The 21599-nt window shown below is 64.7% G+C and carries 18 protein-coding genes; 16 read left to right on the top strand and 2 right to left on the bottom strand.

The features are described from left to right. Positions 1 to 57: 57 nt before the first annotated feature. On the bottom strand, positions 58 to 282 hold the full coding sequence (gene rpmE, locus DOM36_RS16565) for a 50S ribosomal protein L31 (protein WP_075568138.1): 225 nt from the start codon (positions 280 to 282) through the stop codon (positions 58 to 60). A gap of 202 nt (positions 283 to 484) precedes the next feature. Between rpmE and DOM36_RS16560 the strand changes: the two genes are divergently transcribed. The 15 genes from DOM36_RS16560 to ppk1 all read left to right on the top strand — a co-directional run bounded on the left by DOM36_RS16560 (position 485) and on the right by ppk1 (position 16698). After that, on the top strand, positions 485 to 2734 hold the full coding sequence (locus DOM36_RS16560) for a primosomal protein N' (RefSeq protein ID WP_075568139.1): 2250 nt from the start codon (positions 485 to 487) through the stop codon (positions 2732 to 2734). Between the two features lie 153 nt (positions 2735 to 2887). Further along, on the top strand, positions 2888 to 4573 hold the full coding sequence (argS, locus tag DOM36_RS16555; protein WP_075568140.1) for an arginine--tRNA ligase: 1686 nt from the start codon (positions 2888 to 2890) through the stop codon (positions 4571 to 4573). 3 nt (positions 4574 to 4576) lie between these two features. Further along, positions 4577 to 5281 carry an SPOR domain-containing protein gene (locus tag DOM36_RS16550; RefSeq protein WP_110643754.1) on the top strand — a complete coding sequence of 235 codons (705 nt, stop codon included), beginning with the start codon at positions 4577 to 4579 and terminating at the stop codon, positions 5279 to 5281. Positions 5282 to 5605: 324 nt separating this feature from the next. After that, the gene (gene hslV, locus DOM36_RS16545) at positions 5606 to 6124 is read left to right on the top strand and encodes an ATP-dependent protease subunit HslV (protein WP_075568142.1); all 519 of its coding nucleotides are present in this window, start codon (positions 5606 to 5608) and stop codon (positions 6122 to 6124) included. 108 nt (positions 6125 to 6232) lie between these two features. Beyond that, positions 6233 to 7549, top strand: coding sequence for an ATP-dependent protease ATPase subunit HslU (gene hslU, locus DOM36_RS16540; RefSeq protein ID WP_075568401.1), 1317 nt, complete (start codon positions 6233 to 6235; stop codon positions 7547 to 7549). Between the two features lie 71 nt (positions 7550 to 7620). Continuing rightward, positions 7621 to 8004: a DUF971 domain-containing protein gene (locus DOM36_RS16535; RefSeq protein ID WP_110643753.1), complete on the top strand. Its 384-nt coding sequence runs from the start codon at positions 7621 to 7623 to the stop codon at positions 8002 to 8004. A 283-nt stretch (positions 8005 to 8287) separates the two neighbouring features. Further along, entirely contained in the window at positions 8288 to 9034 is a 747-nt protein-coding gene (gene ubiE / locus DOM36_RS16530) for a bifunctional demethylmenaquinone methyltransferase/2-methoxy-6-polyprenyl-1,4-benzoquinol methylase UbiE (RefSeq protein WP_110643752.1), read from the top strand. An 11-nt stretch (positions 9035 to 9045) separates the two neighbouring features. Continuing rightward, positions 9046 to 9669, top strand: coding sequence for an SCP2 sterol-binding domain-containing protein (locus tag DOM36_RS16525; RefSeq protein ID WP_075568145.1), 624 nt, complete (start codon positions 9046 to 9048; stop codon positions 9667 to 9669). Next, positions 9666 to 11288 (top strand): ubiquinone biosynthesis regulatory protein kinase UbiB, encoded by a 1623-nt coding sequence (gene ubiB, locus DOM36_RS16520; RefSeq protein WP_075568146.1) that lies wholly within the window; start codon positions 9666 to 9668, stop codon positions 11286 to 11288. The genes DOM36_RS16525 and ubiB overlap by 4 nt, the downstream gene beginning before the upstream one ends. Before the next feature lie 81 nt (positions 11289 to 11369). Next, positions 11370 to 11711, top strand: a complete 342-nt coding sequence (locus DOM36_RS16515) for a phosphoribosyl-ATP diphosphatase (RefSeq protein WP_110643751.1) — start codon at positions 11370 to 11372, stop codon at positions 11709 to 11711. Positions 11712 to 11750: 39 nt separating this feature from the next. Then, on the top strand, positions 11751 to 12053 hold the full coding sequence (gene tatA, locus DOM36_RS16510) for a Sec-independent protein translocase subunit TatA (RefSeq protein ID WP_075568148.1): 303 nt from the start codon (positions 11751 to 11753) through the stop codon (positions 12051 to 12053). A 5-nt stretch (positions 12054 to 12058) separates the two neighbouring features. Further along, positions 12059 to 12490: a Sec-independent protein translocase protein TatB gene (gene tatB, locus DOM36_RS16505; RefSeq protein WP_110643750.1), complete on the top strand. Its 432-nt coding sequence runs from the start codon at positions 12059 to 12061 to the stop codon at positions 12488 to 12490. Beyond that, positions 12487 to 13260 carry a twin-arginine translocase subunit TatC gene (tatC, locus tag DOM36_RS16500; protein ID WP_110643749.1) on the top strand — a complete coding sequence of 258 codons (774 nt, stop codon included), beginning with the start codon at positions 12487 to 12489 and terminating at the stop codon, positions 13258 to 13260. The genes tatB and tatC overlap by 4 nt, the downstream gene beginning before the upstream one ends. A gap of 174 nt (positions 13261 to 13434) precedes the next feature. After that, positions 13435 to 14442 carry a porphobilinogen synthase gene (gene hemB, locus DOM36_RS16495; protein WP_110643748.1) on the top strand — a complete coding sequence of 336 codons (1008 nt, stop codon included), beginning with the start codon at positions 13435 to 13437 and terminating at the stop codon, positions 14440 to 14442. Positions 14443 to 14559: 117 nt separating this feature from the next. Next, complete coding sequence (gene ppk1, locus DOM36_RS16490) at positions 14560 to 16698, top strand: polyphosphate kinase 1 (RefSeq protein ID WP_075568402.1); 2139 nt, start codon at positions 14560 to 14562, stop codon at positions 16696 to 16698. A 593-nt stretch (positions 16699 to 17291) separates the two neighbouring features. On the opposite strand, the gene DOM36_RS16485 is transcribed toward ppk1, so the two are convergent. Next, entirely contained in the window at positions 17292 to 19475 is a 2184-nt protein-coding gene (locus tag DOM36_RS16485) for an alkaline phosphatase PhoX (protein ID WP_110643747.1), read from the bottom strand. A gap of 285 nt (positions 19476 to 19760) precedes the next feature. Between DOM36_RS16485 and DOM36_RS16480 the strand changes: the two genes are divergently transcribed. Further along, complete coding sequence (locus tag DOM36_RS16480; protein WP_110643746.1) at positions 19761 to 21446, top strand: lipoprotein UxpA; 1686 nt, start codon at positions 19761 to 19763, stop codon at positions 21444 to 21446. Positions 21447 to 21599: the final 153 nt, after the last annotated feature.

The raw sequence follows: 21599 nt of genomic DNA, 5'->3' as shown, positions 1-21599 counted from the left end.
GCCCACAAAAAAGCCCGCCTTGGTGGCGGGCTTTCTGACAACCGGTCGGTTCCGACGTTACGCGTTCTTGGCCGGTCGTACTGCAGCGCCGAAGCGCTTGTTGAAACGCTCGACACGGCCACCGGTGGTCGCTTGCTTCTGCTTGCCGGTGTAGAACGGGTGGCACTGAGAGCAGACGTCGACGTGAAAATCTTCGTTAGCCGTGGTGCCGATCGAATGGGTCGCGCCACAGGAACAAGTCGCCGTGACCTTCTTGTATTCGGGATGAATAGACTGTTTCATCGTGAAGCCTCGCTTTGCGGTGTACCGCCACCTGATCTCTCGCCAGGCACCGTACACGGATAGGGAATCGCGGTTCACTCCCGCGCGACCGGCCCGCCTGGAATCCCGAAGCGCACCGTTTCAAGACGATGACACCACGGATAAAAGACGCACCCTACGTCGGAAGGCGACGTATTTTAGCAGAACTCTTCATGGAGGCCAATTGGCAGATTCCCGTACCGACCCCGATAGCAGCCCGCCGGTCCCTCGGGTTCTTCGTATCGCCGTTCCCACGCCGCTGAGGCGCCTCTTCGATTATCGCCCCGCCGGCCGGCCCCCTGTCGGCGGCTGGCGCCCCGGGCTGCGGGTCAAGATACCGTTTGGCCGGCGTCATCTGGTGGGAATCGTGATGGAGTGCGCGGCCAGCAGCGAGCTGCCCGCACATCAATTGAAGCCGATCACCGAGCGCCTCGACGACGAGCCGTTGCCGGCGGACTGGCTGTGGCTGTGTCAATTCACCGCCCGCTACTATCAACACTCTCTGGGCGATACGTTGCAGCACGCGCTGCCCGGACCGCTCCGCCAGGGGCGGCCCCTGGAAGCCAGGATCCGCGAACGCTGGCAGCTGAATACCCGCGAAGCCCTCGCCCTCGACGCACTCGGCCGGGCGCCGCGCCAACGGGAACTGGTTCAACTGTTGGCGCAACATCGCCACGGCATGATCACCTCCGCGATCACCGCACAGGGATATACCCGCGCCCAACTGCAGGGGCTGCTCGACAAGGCGCTGATTACCCGCAGCAGTGAACCGCTGATGGCCAGCGAGGGCTGGTCGGGCGCGCTGCTGGCCGAACCGTCGCTGCCGCTCAACCGGGAGCAGGCGGTGGCACTGGCCGCACTCCACGAAGGTCTGGACCGCTTTCATCCCTGCCTGCTGCATGGCGTAACCGGCAGCGGCAAGACCGAGGTCTACCTGCAGCTGATCGAGGGCGTGCTCGGCCAGGGCCGCCAGGCACTGGTGCTGGTGCCCGAGATCGGCCTGACACCGCAGACGCTGTCACGCTTCCGCAAGCGCTTTCGCGCCCCGGTCGTGGCGCTGCACTCAGGGCTGACCGATCTGGAGCGGCTGGATGCGTGGGAAGCCGCCCGCAGCGGACGCGCGCCGATCGTCATCGGCACGCGCTCGGCCATCTTTACACCGCTGGCCCGCCCCGGCGTGATCATCGTCGACGAGGAGCACGACGGCTCGTTCAAGCAGCAGGACGGCCTGCGCTACCATGCTCGTGATCTGGCCATGGCGCGAGCGCACCGCGACGGCGTGCCGATCCTGCTGGGAAGCGCGACGCCGTCGCTGGAAACGCTGGCTCAGGCACGCAGCGGCCGTTACCGGCATCTGCGCTTGACCCAGCGCCCGAGCCGCCACGCGCCGGCCAAACTGGAGCTGGTCGATCTGCGTGGACGCCTGCGCCAGGGCGGCTTGGTTCCCCCGGCGATCGATGCCATCCGTCAGGCACTGAAAGCCGAAGGCCAGGTTCTGGTATTCATCAACCGACGCGGATTCTCGCCCTCGCTGGCGTGCCATCAGTGCGGCTGGATCGCCGAGTGCCGTCACTGCGACTCGCGCATGACCCTGCATCGCCAGCCCCCGCGCCTGGTCTGTCACCACTGCGAACACCAGACGCCCCAGCCGGACGCCTGTCCCGGCTGCGGCAGCGCCGACCTGAGACCGCTCGGCGCCGGTACCGAACGCACCGAAGAGACGCTGACCACACTGTTCCCGGACGTGCCGGTCTATCGTATCGACCGCGACAGCACCCGGCGCAAGGAAGCGTTCGACCAGTTGCTGACCGAGATCCGCCGTGGCGAACCCAGCCTGCTGGTGGGTACCCAGATGCTAGCCAAGGGGCATCATCTCCCTCACGTGACGCTGGTCGTGGTGGTCAACGCCGACGCCGGGCTCTACGCCAGCGATTTCCGCGCGCTCGAGCAGAGCGCTCAGCTGCTGGTCCAGGTCGCCGGCCGCGCCGGGCGGGCGGATCGCGCGGGTCGGGTGCTCGTCCAGACCCTGCATCCCGACGACCCCAACCTGCGCCTGCTGGCGGATGACGGCTACGATGCGCTCGCCTATCAGATGCTCGAAGAGCGTCGTGTGGCCGGCCTGCCGCCCTATCGTTATCTGGCGCTGACGCGTTTCGAGGCGACACGCGAGGAGGATGCCCGCCAGATGGCGGAGGCCGCCGGCGATGCCGTGCGCGAATGGCTCGCCACACGCCAACTGCCGGTACACTGCCTGGGCCCCGTCCCCGCCCCCATGGAACGTCGTCAGAACCGCTACCACCTGCAACTGATGCTGTCGTCGGAAAAGCGCAGCGCTCTGCATGAGGCCGGCGCCTGGCTGGTCGGCTGGCTGGAAAGCAGCGCCACGCGTCGCGTGCGCTGGTCGCTGGATATCGACCCGATGACGCTGAGCTGATGCCGAGGGTTTAAAGCCATGCCGCAATCACTGATAATGGCCGCCCTTTTTCCCGCGTCGTGACGACAGTTTCACGACGTTCAGATCCGCGGCGCCCCGCGCCGGGCCAGACAGCGCATGCCAGGCCCAGGCCCCACGACGACGAAGTAGCCAATGAAAGAGACGATCACACAACTGCTCGAAGCCGCCATCGCCAAGCTGCAGCAGTCAGGCGATCTACCGGCGGACGTGAATCCGGCGATCAAGGTCGATCCGACCCGCGACAAGGCCCATGGCGACTACGCCAGCAACCTGGCGCTGATGCTCGCCAAGCCGGCCGGCTGCAAGCCCCGCGAGCTCGCCGACAAGCTGGTAGCCGCCATTCCCGCCAACGAGGTGATCCGCAAGACCGAGATCGCCGGGCCGGGATTCATCAACTTCTTCGCCGCTACCGACGCCATTGCCGGCATCGTCAGCCAGATCCTGGATGCCGGCGACACGTTCGGTCGCAGCATGATCGGGGCGGGAGAGAAAGTTCAGGTCGAGTTCGTTTCCGCCAACCCGACCGGGCCACTGCACGTCGGTCATGGCCGTGGCGCCGCCATCGGCGACTGCCTGTGTCGACTGCTGGAAGCGACCGGCTTCGAGGTGACCCGCGAGTTCTACTACAACGATGCCGGCGCTCAGATCAACAATCTGATGCGCTCGGTGCAGGCCCGCGCCCGCGGCCTCGGCCCCGATGACGAAGGCTGGCCCGAAAACGGTTATCGCGGCGACTACATCGGCGATGTCGCGGCATCCTATCTGGCCGGCGAGACCGTGACGGCCGATGACCGCGAGGTCACCGCCAAGGGCGATCCCGACGACGAGGCGGCCATTCGCGCGTTCGCCGTGGCCTATCTGCGACGCGAGCAGGATCTCGATCTCAAGGCATTCGGGGTCGAATTCGACGTCTATTTCCTGGAGTCCTCACTGTATGCCGAGGGTCGGGTCGAGGAGACCATCGAGGCACTGGTCTCCGGGGGGCACACCTACGAGGCGGACGGCGCGCTGTGGCTTCGCACCACCGATTTCGGAGACGACAAAGACCGCGTGATGCGCAAGCGCGACGGCGACTACACCTACTTCGTGCCCGACGTCGCCTACCACTACAACAAGTGGCAACGCGGCTTCACCACCGTGATCGACGAACAGGGGGCCGATCACCATTCGACCGTCACCCGTGTTCGCGCCGGCCTGCAGGCCCTCGAGGTCGGGATCCCGCAGGGCTGGCCGGACTACGTGCTGCATCAGATGGTGCTGGTGACCCGCTCCGGCGTCGAGGTCAAGCTCTCCAAGCGCGCCGGCAGCTACGTCACGCTGCGCGACCTGATCGACGAGGTGGGCCGTGATGCCACACGTTACTTTCTTGCCGCCCGCCGCGCCGATTCCCAGATGACGTTCGATATCGATCTCGCGCGCTCGCAGACCAACGACAACCCGGTCTACTACATCCAGTACGCCCACGCCCGCGTCTGCAGCGTGCTGCGCAAGGCCGAGAGCGACGACCTTGCCTTCGACCACTCGACCGCGATGGCCAATCTGGAGCGTCTCGACGCCCCTCAGGAGAAGGCATTGATGAATCGGCTGGCACGCTATCCCGATGTCGTCGAGCGTGCCGCCCGCGCCCGCGAAGCGAATCAGATCGCGCAGTATCTGACCGAACTCGCCAGCGATTTCCACACCTGCTACAACGCCCAGAAAGTCATGGTCGACGATGCCGAGCTGCGCAACGCGCGGCTGGCACTGGGTCTGGCGACGCGCCAGGTCATCGGCAATGGATTGGCGCTACTCGGCGTCAGCGCCCCGGAGGAGATGTAAATCATGGCACGCCGCCCCGATCAGAACAGCCGCCCCTCGGCCTCTCGTTCTTCACCCAAAGGCGCGACGACGAAGTCTCGCTCCAGCCGATCCAACAGCAGCCAGGGCGGCGGTCTCGGTGGCATTCCGGGCTGGCTGTGGGCGATTGCCGGCCTGATTGCCGGCTTCGCACTGTCGCAATACCTGGATCGATCTTCTCCGGAGCCGGTGGCCGCAGTGGTGCCGCGGCCGACCTCCAATCAGGCCGCCAGCGGGGGGGGAAGCAGCGCGCAAAATGGTGGTACGAGCGCCGGCCAGAACACCGCCCAGCCGCCGGCGACGCCAACGTTCGAGTTCTACACGCTGCTGCCGGAAACGGAGGTCATCGCCCCCAACAGTGACAGCTCGGCGCCGGAGCCCACCGCCAAGACGACCCAGGAAGCCGCTGCCGACGATGCCGCGAATCAGACCAAGCAGCCGACGCCCAGCGGCGGTCGCTACGTCTTGCAGGCGGCCTCCTTTCGCGATCTTGGCGACGCCGAACGCCTTGCCAACCGACTCAAGGACTTCGGCCTGCTGGCCAAGATCACCGACGTGCGCGCCAATGGCGATCAGCTATGGCACCGCGTCCAGGTCGGCCCCTACGAGGACAAGCGCGAGCTGTCGCGCGCTCAGGATCTGATGGTGACCCAGGGCATCGAGCCGTTGCTGCTGCGCTTGCAGAACTGAGTCCTCGAATCCGAAACCCCGGGATCGTCCCGCCCTGAGCGCTCGACGTCATCCCGTGGACGGCGCCTCGTCGCTGCAGCTCACCGCTTCACCTCATTACAGCACTTTCATTACAGCACTTCAGGACGGCCGGCATCCCTTGTCGGCCGTTTCTCTTTCCGGGACCCGCAAAAGCCCGCGGCTTGATTTCCCCGTCACCCGCCCACATTTGATGAGTCATGCTGCATCGCGTCATTCATCACCTCGTTCAATGCTGACGCGATCGCACCCGTTTTTCCGTGCCTCCGGTGACACTGGGCGGCGCGCCATTGGGAGTTAAACTGCATGACCACAATCGTATCCGTGCGCCGTGGCGACCAGGTGGCTCTGGCCGGCGATGGCCAGGTTTCGCTGGGCAACACGGTGATGAAAGGCAACGCCAGCAAGGTTCGCCGTCTTTACCGCGGCCAGGTCCTGGCCGGTTTCGCTGGCGGTACCGCCGACGCCTTCACCCTGTTCGAGCGTTTCGAAGCGCAGCTGGACAAGTATCAGGGGCATCTGACCAAGGCTGCGGTCGAGCTGGCAAAAGAGTGGCGTACCGATCGCGCGCTGCGTCGTCTCGAGGCGATGCTGGCCGTGGCCGACAAGACGGCTTCGTTGATCATCACCGGTAATGGCGACGTGGTCGAACCGGAACGCGGCATCATCGCCATCGGCTCCGGCGGCCACTTTGCCCAGGCTTCGGCGCGAGCGCTGCTCGAGAATACCGAGCTCGGTGCCCGCGAGATCACCGAGAAGTCGCTCAACATCGCCGCCGACATCTGCGTCTTTACCAATCACCAGATTACGCTCGAAGAGCTGTAACGAGGCCGCATACCCATGTCTCAGAATATTTCGTCTCACAGCGCCACGACCGATAACGGCGTCACTCAGGAGAGCGCCAACGCTCGACCGGCGCTGACCCAGTCGGCGATGACGCCGCGGGAGATCGTGCATTCGCTCGATCAGTACATCATCGGCCAGCACGATGCCAAGCGTGCCGTCGCCATTGCCCTGCGCAATCGCTGGCGTCGGATGCGTCTCGACGAGGACATGCGCGGCGAGATCGTACCCAAGAACATCCTGATGATCGGTCCCACCGGCGTCGGCAAGACCGAGATCGCGCGACGTCTGGCCAAGCTCGCCGGGGCGCCCTTTCTCAAGGTCGAAGCGACCAAGTTCACCGAAGTGGGCTATGTCGGCCGCGACGTCGAGTCGATCATTCGCGACCTGATGGAAATGGCGATCAAGATGGTCCGCGAGCAGGCCAAGGTCGAGGTGCGCCACAAGGCCCAGGATGCCGCCGAAGACCGCATTCTCGATGCGCTGCTGCCGCGTCCGCGGGGTAGCGAGTATGACGCCGGCCGCGATGACTCCTCGACCCGTCAGGTGTTCCGCAAGAAACTGCGCGAAGGTCAGCTCGACGACAAGGAGATCGATATCGAGGTGACGCCCGCCAGCCAGGGCGTGGATATCATGACGCCGCCCGGCATGGAGGAGATGACCAATCAGCTCCAGAGCCTGTTCGCCAACATGGGCAAGCAGAAGTCCGAAAACCGCCGCGTGACGGTCAAGGATGCCTGGAAGCTGTTGCAGGACGAGGAAGCCGCCAAGCTGGTCAACGAGGAAGAGATCAAGCAGCGCGCGCTGGAAGCGGTCGAGCAGAACGGCATCGTGTTCCTCGACGAGATCGACAAGGTCGCCAAGCGCGGCGAGTCCGGCAGCGGCGGCGACGTCTCTCGCGAGGGCGTGCAGCGAGACCTGCTGCCGCTGATCGAAGGCTCCACCGTTTCCACCAAGCACGGCATGGTGCGGACCGACCACATCCTGTTCATCGCCTCAGGGGCCTTCCACCTCTCCAAGCCTTCGGATCTGATCCCGGAACTGCAGGGTCGTCTACCGATCCGGGTCGAACTCACTGCGCTGACGCCGGACGACTTCAAGCGCATCCTGACCGAGCCTTCGGCGGCACTGACCAAGCAGTACCGGGCCTTGCTCAATACCGAAGGTCTGGACGTCCAGTTCACCGACGACGGGATTTCCCGTATTGCCCAGATCGCCTGGCAGGTCAACGATGGCACCGAGAACATCGGGGCGCGTCGCCTGCACACGGTGATGGAGCGACTGCTCGAGGAAGCCTCTTTCCAGGGCAGTGACTTCGCGAGTCCGCTGGTGGTCGACGCGGACTACGTCAACGACAAGCTGGGCGAACTGGCGGTGGACGAAGATCTGTCGCGGTATATTCTCTAAGGCACGAGCCGCGAAACGCGTCGGTCGCTCGCCGTCATGGCGGGCGATCGGCCCGAAGCCAGGAGTCCGTCATGTCCGTCCCGATTCCCACCCGTGTCCACTACCACAAGGGCGATCGCGAGCTCGAGCTGGGTTATCCCGATGGTCAGAGCTATCGCCTGCCGGTGGAGTTGCTGCGCGTCTACTCGCCCTCGGCGGAAGTCCAGGGCCATCATCCCAGCGAGGCCGTGTTGCAGACCGGAAAGCGCCACGTCGGGCTGCTGGATATCTCCCAGACCGGCCGCTACGCGCTGAAGCTGCACTTCGACGACGGACACGATACCGGGCTTTATACCTGGGAGTACCTTCACGACATGGCGATCCACCGACAAGCGTGGTGGGAAGATTATCTCGCTCGGCTGGCACGCGCCGGCGCCTCGCGCGATGCCAGCGTGATTCAGATTCACCAGGTCTGAAGCCGGACGAGCGACGCCAGGAAATCCCGGGCGAGAGATCTCGAGCAGGAAATCGAAAAGGGCGGCGACCGCAAGGTGCCGCCCTTTTGCGTGCGTGAAGCGCAAAGACAAGTTTGCGACCAGACGCTACAATGCGGACTCGATCGATTCACATCGTTTTGGCCCTGACCTTCAGCGCGTCACCCACATCGGCTCGGTCCGCTCGACAGCTCATCGCCGGACAGCGACAACATCGCCTCGATGGCGATACGATCGCCGCTCGCGTCATCTCGGAGAAAAGCACATGGATAAGCGCACCACCGACTTCGGCTACGAAAAGGTCGCGGTCGACGAGAAGGCCGCCCGCGTGGCCGACGTCTTTCACTCGGTGGCCGCGCGCTACGATGTCATGAACGATCTGATGTCATTCGGCATTCACCGCCTCTGGAAACAGCTGGCACTCGAGCGCAGCGTTGTTCGCCAGGGCCACAGCGTTCTCGACATCGCCGGCGGCACCGGTGACCTGACCCGCCAGTTCGCCAAGCGCGTCGGCCCGAAAGGCCGGGTCATCCTGGCCGACATCAACGAATCCATGCTGCGTGTGGGTCGTGACAAGCTGATCGATCACGGCGTCGGCGACAACGTCAAGTACGTTCAGGCCAATGCCGAAAGCCTGCCGTTTCCGGACAACAGCTTTCACTGCATCACCATCGCCTTCGGCCTGCGCAACGTGACCGACAAGGACGCTGCATTACGCTCGATGACACGGGTACTCAAACCCGGCGGACGCCTGCTGGTGCTGGAGTTTTCCAAGCCGGTCAACGGCCTGCTGTCGAAAGCCTACGATCAGTACTCTTTCCGCCTGTTGCCGCAGATGGGCCGACTGGTGGCCAACGATGCCGACAGCTACCGCTACCTGGCGGAATCGATCCGCATGCATCCCGACCAGGAAACGCTCAAGACCATGATGCAGGCGGCCGGTCTGGAGCGCGTCGAATATACCAACATGACCGGTGGAATCGTCGCGCTACACCGCGGCATCAAGCTCTGAGGGCTGGCGTCATGCTGGATACTTTCGCCCTGGTCGCCCTGGAGCGCTCGCTGAACACGCTGCTGCGTCGTGACCCCGCATCGCCCGCACGTCTGGCAGCGCTGGCCGGCCATACCTTGCGGCTGACCTTCGTCGACGCGGAACTCGGACTGCGCGTGGCTTTTCATGCCGAAGGCGTCACGCTCGGACGCGTCCATGACTGGCACGATTCAGACGATCTCGAAATCACCGTCACTCGCCACGTCATGACTCGCCTCGTGGCCGGCGACTCGCCCGAACGTCTGCTGTTCAGCGGGCAATTGCCGGTCACCGGCCAAACGGGGCTGCTGTCTCCGATCCAGGCGCTGTTCATGGAGCTTGATGTCGACTGGGAAGGCGCGTTATCCCGGGCGATGGGCAACGCGACGGCTCATGGTGTCGCCAGCGGCATTCGCCACCTCGACCGCCAGGCCCGTTTCCTGGTCAGCGAATGGCATCAGGACATGCGCGACTATCTGTTCGAGGAACGGCGCTGGCTGGCCGGACGCGACCAGCTCGCAGTGGCGCGCGACCATCTCACGGCACTTCAGCAATCCGTCGACCGTCTCGGTGCCCGAGTGGCTCGGCTACAACGTGGCCAGGAGTCGCATTCATGAGCTTGCGGTTATTTCGCATCGCCTGGACCGTCTCCCGTTATCGCCTCGACAGCCTGGTGCCTCCGGAACGGCTACCGCCGGTCATCCGTTGGCTATGGCGCTTCGCGCCCGTTCGGCTGATTCCGATCGGCAACGATTCGCGCGGCAAACGGTTACGCCTGGCGCTGGAGTCACTCGGGCCGATCTTCGTCAAGTTCGGCCAGATGCTGTCGACGCGCCGTGATCTGCTGCCGCCGGATATCGCCGACGAGCTCAAGCGTCTTCAGGACCAGGTTCCGCCCTTCCCCGGCGAGACCGCTCGTGCCATGGTCGAAGTCGAACTCGGCAAGACCGTCGAGGAAGCTTTCGCGGCCTTCGACACCGAACCGCTGGCCTCGGCGTCGATCGCCCAGGTTCATGCCGCCGAGCTGCACAGCGGCGAGCAGGTCGTGGTGAAGATCATTCGTCCCGGGATCGATCGCATCATGCGCGAGGATATCGGGCTGCTCTATACCTTCGCGCGCCTGATGCGACGAATTCCCGAAGCGCGCCGCCTGCGGCCGGTCGAGGTGGTTCAGGACTACGAGGCGACCCTGTTCGACGAGCTCGATCTCAACAAGGAAGCCGCCAATACGTCGCAACTCAAGCGTAACTTCCTGAGTTCACCGCTGCTCTATGTGCCGGCCATCCACTGGTCGCTGACCCACCGCCAGGTCATGGTCCAGGAGCGCATCAACGGCATCCCGGTTGCCGATATCGACGCCCTGCGCGCCCAGGGCACCGACCTCAAGAAGTTGGCCGAGCGTGGCGTCGAGATCTTCTTTACCCAGGTCTTTCGCGACAATTTCTTCCATGCCGACATGCACCCGGGCAATATCTTCGTGTCGCGGGACAATCCTGCCGAACCTCGTTACATCGCCATCGACTGTGGCATCGTCGGCAGCCTGACCCGTGAAGATCAGGACTACCTGGCCCGGAACCTGCTCGCCTTCTTCCGCCAGGACTACTACGAGGTCGCGGTGCTGCACATCGAATCCGGCTGGGTCGGGGAAGGCACGCGGGCCAACGAGTTCGCCTCGGCGATCCGGGCCGTCTGCGAGCCGATTCTGGAGAAACCGCTCAAGGACATCTCTTTCGGCCAGGTGCTGCTGGGCCTGTTCCAGACGGCTCGCCGCTTCAATATGGAAGTCCAGCCACAGCTGGTGCTGCTGCAGAAGACCTTGCTCAATATCGAAGGCCTGGGTCGTCAGCTCTATCCCGATCTGGATCTGTGGAGCACCGCCAGACCGTATCTCGAGCGCTGGATGCGCGAGCGCGCCGGCCCCAAGGGGTTCTGGAAAGCCCTGCAGAAGCACGCACCCGAACTGGCTCACCAGATTCCAGAGCTGCCGGTGCTCGCCTATCAGGCGCTATCCGATCGCGAACAGCAGCGTCGGCTCAACCGCCAGCAGACGGAGGCGCTGACGGGCCTCGAAGCCCGCTTCCAGCGAGCCGCGCCTCGGGCCAGGCGCCTGCGTCTGGGCGCCGTTCTGCTGGCCGTGGCGCTGGCCTGGCAACCGATGCTGGAATGGGCCGAACAGCAACCCTGGCCGGTACTGGTCGCCGCCGGACTGGGCTTGGTGCTGCTCGCCTGGCGCTGAGTCTATAATGGTGGCCCGAGCCACGACGTCGTCGAGCGCCTCGCCGGGCCAAATTCGCTATACACGCAGGAATGTCATCTGATGAGTGATACCCTCGAGCAACTGGCAGCGGTACTGGACGCCCGTCGCAGCGCGGACCCGGGCAACTCCTATGTCGCGCAGCTGCATCACCGAGGCCTCAACAAGATCCTGGAAAAGGTCGGCGAGGAAGCCACCGAAACGCTGCTTGCCGCCAAGGATTTCGAGGTAGATGATGCACGAAGCCGTCAGGATCTGGTCGGCGAAGTGGCCGATCTCTGGTTTCACAGTCTGGTCATGCTGTCGCATCTCGATATCGATCATAGGGAAGTGCTGGCGGAACTGGCCCGGCGTGCCGGCGTCTCGGGGCTGGACGAAAAGGCCTCGCGCCAACGAGATTCATGAATCATCATCGCGCCAACGCGCATCGGTAAGGAGAGAGTTATGCTGGGCGGGATTAGTATCTGGCAGCTGTTGATCGTCCTCGGGATCATCATCCTGATTTTCGGCACCAAGAAACTGCGCAACGTGGGCAGCGACCTCGGCGGCGCCGTCAAGGGCTTCAAGAAAGCCGTTGGGGAAGATGAAGAGGAGAAGAAGGGGAGCAACACGCAGCAGAGTATCGACCACTCCCAGGACGCGACTCGCAACACGACGCCCCATGACACGACCAGCCAGGACAGCAACTTCGACAGTCGCCCCGACGAGACGAAGACAACGTCCGGCGACAAGGTCGAGCGCCAGTAACCGACATGTTCGATATCGGCTTCTTCGAACTTCTGCTGATCGGCATCGTCGGCCTGCTGGTGCTGGGTCCCGAGCGACTGCCCAAGGCGGCACGAACCGCCGGCCTGTGGGTCGGTCGGATCAAGCGCAGCGTCTCGACCATGCAACGGGAAATCACCTCCCAGCTGGAAGCCGAAGAGCTGCGCCAGAAGCTCGCCGAGCAGCAGAAAAAACTGGATGAAGGCATCAATCAGGCGCGGCGCGGCGTCGAAAGGAGCTTCGAGAGCGAGTCGAAAAACGACTCGTCCGCTTCGACGTCAGCATCCGCGGCCGGCGGCGATCGCGAGCAGACCGCCCTGCCTTCCGATACCGACCTGCCCTCGTCGTCTTCCGCGCCGGGTTCGCCGCCTTCCACGCCCTCCTCCTCACCTGCGGACAAGGATTCGGCTCCCCGATGAGCGATGCCTCCTCTCCACCGCCAGATGACAAGCAGCCACAGGCACCGTTGATCGAGCACCTGATCGAATTGCGCTCGCGCCTGCTCAAGGCGGTAATCGTCGTCGTGGTGATTTTTCTCGGGCTCTACGCTTTCTCCAACGACATCTACCGTTTCGTGGCCGATCCCCTGGTGGCATTGCTGCCGGTCGGGTCGAAGATGATCGCCACCGAGGTCACGTCGCCCTTCCTGGCACCGTTCAAGCTGACCATGGTGGTCGCCGTCTTCGCGGCGATCCCGTTCATTCTCTATCAAGCGTGGGCGTTCATCGCACCGGGGCTCTACAAGCACGAGAAGGCACTGGCGTTTCCGCTACTCGCCTCCAGCATTCTGCTGTTCTACTGCGGCGCGGCTTTCGCCTACTACGTGGTGTTTCCGCTGTTGTTCAGCTTCTTCGTGCATACCGGGCCTCAGGACGTCACGGTGATGACGGACATCAACGCCTACCTCAATTTCGTGTTGAAGATGTTCTTTGCTTTCGGCGTCGCCTTCGAGATCCCCATCGCCACGTTTCTGGTGATCTGGACCGGGATCACCGACGTGAAAAGTCTGAGCCAGAAGCGCCCCTACGTGATTCTGATCTGCTTCATCGTCGGCATGCTGCTGACCCCGCCGGACATCATCTCGCAAAGCCTGCTGGCCGTGCCCATGTGGCTACTGTTCGAGGTAGGCATCATCTTCGGCCGTATCGTCCAGCGGCGACGCGCGGAAGAGCCGACCGAGGCTGGCTGAGCCGCTTGCTTGTCGAACTGCTGCGACAACCGCCCTCAACCTGGCGTTCGCCACGGTTGTTATACTGAGGCGTCGAACCCACTGTCATCGTTCTGTCACTCGCCGTCGGTAAGTTAGCTACCGGCGCCGCGAACGTGTCGAAAGGCACGCTCGCCGTCTATCGTGGAGAGATTCATGCGTTACAACCTTCCTCGTCAGTATCCGGCCACACGCCTGCGTCGTCTGCGCAAGAGCGACTTTTCCCGCCGCCTGGCCAGAGAGTCGACACTGACGACGGACGACCTGATTCTTCCCGTGTTCGTCCTCGATGGCGAGAAACGCCGCGAACCGGTCGCCTCGATGCCGGGTGTCGAACGACTGTCCATCGACGAATTGCTGCGCGAGACCGAGGAGCTGGTCGAGCTCGGTATTCCGGCGATCGATCTTTTCCCGTTCACGCCGGCGGAAAAGAAGACCTTCGACGGGGCCGAAGCATGGAATCCGGATGGCGTGATTCAGCGTGCGATCCGGGCGCTGCGCGAGCGATTCCCGGAACTCGGCATCATCACCGACGTGGCGCTCGATCCTTACACCACCCATGGTCAGGACGGCGTACCGGACGACAACGGCTACCTGATCAACGATCGCACCATCGAGGCGCTGATCAAGCAGGCACTGTCCCACGCCGAAGCCGGCGCCGACGTGATCTCGCCATCCGACATGATGGACGGTCGGATTGGCGAGATTCGTGCCACCTTCGAACGCGAAGGGCTCCACGAGACCCAGATCATGGCCTACTCGGCCAAGTACGCCTCAAAGTATTACGGCCCGTTCCGCGATGCCATCGGTTCCAGCGCCAACCTGGGGAAGGCCGACAAGTTCAGCTACCAGATGGATCCGGCCAACACCAACGAGGCGTTGCACGAAACCGCCCTGGATATTCAGGAAGGCGCCGACATGGTGATGGTCAAGCCGGGCATGCCCTACCTGGACGTGATCCAGCGCGTGAAAGAGTCGTTCGGCGTGCCCACCTTTGCCTATCAGGTCAGCGGTGAGTACGCCATGCACATGGCCGCCTTCGAGAATGGCTGGCTGGATGCGGACAGCGTGATTCTGGAATCGCTGACCTGCTTCAAGCGCGCGGGCGCCGACGGCATCCTGACCTACTTTGCCAAACGCGCCGCACAACTGCTCAAATCCTGAGGACCGCGGGCGTGTCTACCCCGGTACCGGAGACTTCTCATGACAGACTCAGGCACACCCGACACGCCCGACACCTCTACCGATACCGATATCCCGCTGGCGGTTATCGGTGACGAGATGAACACGGCACCCTTGCGCGTCAACCGCACGCGCAAGGGCATTCACGCCAAGCAAACGCCTTCTTCCCATGCGGATCTCGATGACCCGGCGCTCTATTTCAACCGGGAACTGTCACATCTGCAGTTCAATATCCGCGTGCTCGAGCAGTCATTGGATGCCTCGCACCCGCTGCTCGATCGCCTGATGTTCCTGTTGATCGTCTCTTCCAATCTCGATGAATTCTTCGAAATTCGGGTCGCCGGGCTCAAGCATCAGCTGGCCTCGTTCCACGAGGAGACCGGCGCCGACGGCATGCCGCCCATCCGCGTGTTGCAGGAAGTCTCACGCATCGCTCATGAGCAGGTGGAACGCCAGTACCGCATCCTCAACGATGTGCTGGTACCGGCTCTGGAAGAGCAGAAGATCCGTTTTCGACGTCGCGCTCAGTGGACACCCGAGCAGGCCGCCTGGGTCGCGGACTACTTCGAGGAGGAGATCGCACCGGTCATCAGCCCGATCGGACTCGACCCCTCGCATCCGTTTCCTCGGCTGGTCAACAAGAGCCTCAACTTCATCGTCGAGCTCGATGGCACCGATGCCTTCGGCCGCGAGGGCGGCATGGCGATTCTGCCCGCCCCACGCTCGCTGCCGCGACTGATCCGGCTGCCGGCGGCGCTCTGCGAGGAGGGTTTCACCGACTACGTGTTTCTGTCGTCGATGATCCACGCCCATGCCCATGAAGTCTTTCCCGGCATGGAGGTGGGGGGCTGCTACCAGTTCCGGCTGACCCGCAATGCCGACCTGTCGGTCGATCCCGAAGAAGTCTCGGACCTGGCCTCGGCACTGCGCGGTGAGTTGCTGGCACGACGCTATGGCAGCGGTGTCCGTCTGGAGGTCGCCGACAACTGTCCCGACAGCCTGATCGACTTTCTGCTCAAGCAGTTCGAGCTTGGTGAAGAGGACCTCTACCGGGTCAATGGACCGGTCAATCTGACCCGGATGATGGCCGTGCTCGGCGATGTACAGCGCCCCGATCTGCGCTACCGACCCTTCACTCCGGGCCTGCCCAAGCCATTGCGCGGCGAGGTCAACCTGTTCTCCGCCATCCTCCAGGGCGATATTCTGCTGCACCACCCCTTCCAGTCGTTCAATCCGGTAGAGGATCTGCTGCGCCAGGCGGCACGCGACCCCGACGTGATGGCGATCAAGCAGACGCTCTACCGCACCGGCGCCGACTCCTCGATCGTCGGCGCACTGGTGGAAGCCGCGCGCGGCGGCAAGGAAGTGACCGTGGTCATCGAGCTGCGCGCGCGCTTCGACGAGGCCGACAATCTGGTACTGGCTTCCCGGCTGCAGGAGGCCGGCGCCATCGTTATCTACGGCGTCATGGCCTACAAGACTCACGCCAAGATGATGCATATCGTGCGCCGCGAGAAAGGCGCGCTACGTCACTATGCTCACCTGGGAACCGGCAATTACCACGCCAAGACCGCCAAGCTGTACACCGACTACAGCCTGATGACCACCAACGAGGCGCTGTGCGAGGACGTGCACAAGGTGTTTCAGCAGCTCTCCGGCATGGGCAAGCCGCGCAAGATTCACACGCTGTTGCATGCACCGTTCACGCTGCACAAGGCGCTGATCGAAATGATCGAACGCGAGGCCAAGCTGGCCGAAAGCGGCAAGAAGGCCCGGCTCGTCATCAAGTGCAATGCGCTGACCGAGCCCAGGCTGATTCGGGCACTCTACCGGGCCTCTCAGGCTGGCGTGATCTGCGACCTGATCATTCGCGGCATGTGCTGTCTGCGCCCCGGCATTCCGGGCATCTCCGACAATATCCGGGTGCGCTCGATCATTGGCCGCTTCCTCGAGCACACCCGCGTCTACTACTTCCACAATGACGGCAAGCACGACGTGTGGTGTTCCAGCGCCGATGCCATGGAACGCAACATGTTCCATCGGGTTGAGACCTGCTTCCCGCTGCTGGACAAAAAAGTGGCGCAGCAGGTACGCAAGGATCTCGACACCTATCTACTGGACAACTGCCAGAGCTGGGAGCTCGACACCGAGGGGCAGTATCAGCTGCGCAACCCCGGCGATGCCGAGCCGATCAGCGCCCAGGAAACGCTGCTTTACGCCTACGCCAGCCAGGCCTGAGAACGCTACCGTCGCGCCCGGCCAGGGCGCGGCGGCAGGCCCCCTTCCACAGCGTTTCCTGCAGCCGTAAAGCGATGCCTGACGCTAGCCCTATCACTTATCCTCGGCCCTAGGCACTGTCTGAAAAGTACTGCGCTCGCCCATGCGGCGTTAAAAATCGGCTCACTGAACAATCGGCTCACTGAACAACGTTCAGAACGTCCGAAGGACGGCCCGAAGGGCGAGCGGAGCGAGTCGCATGCTCATTGACACCGCGTAAACTGGAGCGCCAGCCCGGTCCGCTTTCGCCGATCTTTGCCTTAGCTACGCGTCCCGGTCTTGCCTTCGCTCGTCGACGTTTCAGACAGCACCTAGCACTATCGCGGTCTATATCGCTCTCCAGACCAGCACATCGGCTGTTTTCACATCTTGGTTCTTACGTCCTGGGTGCTCACGTCGCGTGTGCTCATCTCATCTGTATATGGCCCGCGCTGACAGGGCTGCGGCGCCCTTCCTCGGCACCTACCGCTGGCATCTCCCTGAATGAAAAGGGCCGCGCAGTGCGGCCCGAGACTCGAGTGGCGAGTTGGTTGGCGTGGTGGGACAGCCGCGGGTCAGACCCCGACCTCTCCACCGTCGCGCTTGCGGATAACCACGGTGGAGGCCCGCGGGCGGACACTCTCCGAGGTGGTGGCGACCGTGGCATCCTGGACGCTGGCGTCAGGATCGGCCGGCCAGTTACCCGGGTGCTGGATGTTGATGAACAGCGAGGTCTTGTCCGGCGTGGCGAAGATACCGGTCACCTCACAGCCGTTGGGGCCGACGGCGAAACGCTTGAGCTGGGCCTGGTCCGCGGCATCGATGACCGCTTTGTCTCCCGGACCGCGGCTGACGCTGCCCGGCACCACCGCCAGCACCTGGTCGTTGGTATAGTCGGTGACGTTTTCGTAGCCGTTGTCGGTCTCGATCCACAGGATGCCGCGGCCATCGCCGCGGTCGTCGTACCACAGGCCGTCGGGGCTGGCGAACTGGTTGAGTTCGGTGAGACCCGAGAAGTTGTCGGGATCATTCTCGGCGGCGCCGAAGACGAACACTTCCCATTCGAAGCCGGTGGCCGACGGCGAAGGCTCGCGCCAGCGAATGACCTGGCCACCCTCGTTGTCCGGACGCGGGTTGGGGGCATTGACCGGGGCCGTGGCATAGCCCGCGCCAAGCGCCTCGGCGTCGCTGCCACCGCTGGTGTAGGTGGCGTCGGTGCCCTCGGCGGTGCGCTTGGAGTTGTTGGTCAGGGTCATGTAGACCTCGCCCGACGACGGGTCGACGGTGCCCCACTCGGGGCGGTCCATCGGCGTCGCGCCCATGAAGTCGGCGGCGTCACAGGTGTTGATGATCACCCCGGCGAGATCGCGCTCGTTGGCCAGTTCCAGCGCCTGCCACAGTGACTTGCCATCCCGAGTGGTGGCATCCGGGGTCAGCGGCAGCCAGTCGCCGCTGCCGTCGGCGTTGAAGCGTGCCACGTAGAGGGTGCCCTCATCGAGGTACTTGGAACCGATCGCCAGGCGGTCGTAATCCTGCCCCGGGCGATTGGCGTCCTTGGGATCCCAATTGGCCTTGGAGACGAACTTGTAGATGTACTCGTTGCGCGAGTCGTGGCCAGAGTAGAACACCACCGGCTCGCCCTCGATCACCTTGCCCGGCCAGCACCCCTCGTGGCGGAAGCGCCCGATATGGGTGCGCTTGAGCGCGGCGGTCTCGGTGTCGACGCTGTCTGTATTGCCATAGGGGTCGATCTCCACCACATAGCCGAAGGTACGCGGCTCGTTGCGGTAGTCGCCGGCGGCGGAGGCGGCACTCGGGGTGGCATCGAAGCGCACGAACTCGCCATTGGAACCGCCCTGGGCGGTCTCCCAACCGTAGCGGCCGCGGCCTTCGGGCAGCCCCAGGCGGTCGTCGTCGCGATAGCGTCCGCTCGATTTGGTGAAGACCTCGGGCCAGTTCTCCTCGCAGGTAAGATAGGTGCCCCAGGGTGTGTAGCCGTTGGCACAGTTGTTGTTGGTGCCGCGAGTGTGCGTGCCGTTGGTGGAATAGGCGGTCACCACGTAGTCACTGCCGCGTACCGGTCCGGCGAGTTCGATCGGCGTGGCCGAGGTGATACGACGGTTGTAACGCGAGCCACGCTCTTCTCGCCACTGGCCGTTGGCGTCGAGCATGAGCTTGACCAGAGTCACGCCGTGGGCGTTGATCTCGGTGCGCACCTCGTTGGCCGGACGCGCGCCGCTGTCGGCATTGGTCGGGCCGCCCTGGGGCGCCCACAGCGCGTCCTGGTCGATGTACTCGTTGTTGAGCGCCATGATGAACTCGCGCGAGGCGCTCTCGTCGCTCAGCGCGAAGTTGTGCATGCCATCGTGGTGCATGCCCACGCTGGCTGCCTGATATTCGGGCGTCACGCGGAGGTTGGCCGACCAGTTGCCGACACTGTTGTCGAGCGGGGTGCCCCAGGGAATCAGCACCTGGGCGACGTAGCCTTCGGGCACCACCACCGCATCGGTGCGCGAGCCGCGGATCGAGGCGAACGCCAGCGCCAGCGGGGTGGCTTCCGGCGAGCCGTTGCTGGAGCCGCCGTTGTCATCGTCGCGGCTGCAACCGGCCAGGCCGAAGCCGCCGAGCAGGCCCATGGCAGCCAGCCCCGCCCCCCCCTGCATGACGCCGCGACGCGATACACGGCGTGAGAGTACCGACGAGAACGGCTCGTTGCTGCTCTGATTGAGAACGCGGTGATCCTCGATTTCCTTGCTCATGGGGTATCCCCTCTACTCTGAGTGATCCACTAATGACGGTCTGCTAGTCAACGGCACCCGGGCCGGCGATGCGCGCCGCCGGCCACTTGGCATCCCGGTGCCTTTGGTCACCGGGCTGCGTTACCGGAGGTAACTTAGAGCAGCAACGTGACAACACCATGACGATTCCGTCGGCAGCGCCGCGCCCGTTGCGTAGTCACGAAACCGTCATCTCCCAATCATTAGGATGCCGAGTCCGGCGGCGGCGAAGACCGTACGTCGCGTTGACTCATTCGCGGGAGCCTCATGACTGACCCCCTTTCCACCGCCGCCCAGGCCGCCACCGGCCGAGGCTGCAACTCCAGCCGCCGTCGCCTGGTCGGCGCCCTGCTGGGTGCCGGACTCGGCGCCGGGCTGAGCGGCTGCGCCACGCCGCTGACAGACACTGCGCGGACGCCGGCCCCTGGGCGCCAGGTCGAGTTCCTTTACTTCGCCGACACCCTCGAGTGCCTCGGCCCCACGCGCATCGTCGCCCCCGCCACTTACCTCGGCCCAGCGTCGCTGCTCGGCGCCGCGCCCTGGGCAACTGCGGACGGTGTGACCACGCTGGCGGGCAGTGCTAGCGCCGAGTGGGCCGCACTCTATACACCGCGCAGCGCCGCCAGACGCCACACCGCCGGCTATGGCGGGCTGGCCGCGCAGCTCGACCGACTGCGCCGGGAACTCGGCGCCGAGCGCACCCTGACGCTGGAGAACGGCCAGTGCTGGAGCGGCAGCGGCCTTGGCCATCTCGCCACCGGCAGCGCCGGCGTCGCCGCCAGCCGCCTGCTGGCCAGCGATGCCCGGGTCAGCAGCGACGAGCGCGTGCTGTGGCCACAGCGTGCCGCGGCGCTCTATCGCGACTATGCGCGCCCGGTGCTGGGCAACCTGGCCGCGCCGCCCGCCGGCGTCAGCGCGGCGACCCTCTTCGAGCGCGACGGCGTGCGGGTAGCGGTGGTCGGCGCCAGCGACCCCAACGCCGTCGACGAGACCCGCTCCCTGGACCAGTGGTACCAGACCCTGGCCCAGAGCGTGTCAGAGGCCGCCGCAGAGGCCGAGCTGGTGGTCCTGCTGGCCGATACCGGCAGCGCCACCGCGCGCTGGCTGGCCGGGAGGCTGCCGCAGGTGGACCTGGTGCTGGCCGCCCGCGGCCAGGATTTCTGGCCCCGTCTGATCGAGGTCGACAATGCCCACGGTGCCCCGGTGTCGCTGTGTCTGCCCGGCAGCCACGCCAGCGGCTTCTTTCATCTCAGCTGCCGCAGCACCCAGGACGGCTGGCAGATCCACGCCGAGTTCCAGCGCAACGACACTGCAGTGGACACCCAACACCAGGCGCGCTTCGACGCCCTGCGCACCCCCTACGCCGGCTGGCTCGACCGCCCGTTGGGCAGCGCGCCCGACTGGCTGTGGCGCCGCGACAGCGTCGGCGGCAGCTGGGACGGCCTGATCGCCGCCGCCCTCACCGCGGATAGCGACGCCACCCGCGCCCTGCTGCCGGGGCTGCGTCACGACACCCTGCTGGCCCCGGGCGAGACGATCACCCGCGATCACCTGTGGCGCCTGAGCGGCGGCCATCCGGCACGGGTCGTCGACCTCGCGCCAAACCCCGACGCGCTGAAGCGCCTGCTCGAACGGGCGCTGGACAGCAGCCTGGGCACGCCGCTGATCCTCAATGACAGCCGCGACCTGCCGCGTCTCTCGTCGACCCGCTGGACGCTCGACTACGGTGCTGCCCCGGGCGCTCGCGCCCATCTCGACCCACTGCCCGAAGGGCTCACCTGGCGCAGCTTCAGCGCCCGCCTCCAGGCCAGTGGCGAACCGCTGTGGCAACGTCTGGAGCGCTATCTCGGCGACCATGGCGGCACCCCACCGGCCCCCACGCCGCCGAGCATCGAGGCGCGCTACGTCGAGGGGCATCCCGGCTGGCATCCCCAGGCGCGCCTGAGCGCATGATGGTCCTGCCCCGGATGCGTGCGCTGACGCAGTGGCTGGCGCTGTGTCTGCTGGCGTGGCTGGCGGCCCAGGCGCTGACCGGCACGGCACGGCTGCTGGCCCCCGCCGCCCCTGCCTTGCCGCCGACGGCCTTTGTTCTCGACCCCGCCGCGC

It is taken from the genome of Salinicola sp. CPA57, assembly GCF_003206035.1.
Classification (GTDB): domain Bacteria; phylum Pseudomonadota; class Gammaproteobacteria; order Pseudomonadales; family Halomonadaceae; genus Salinicola; species Salinicola socius.
This window is presented reverse-complemented; position numbering and strand designations above follow the sequence as displayed.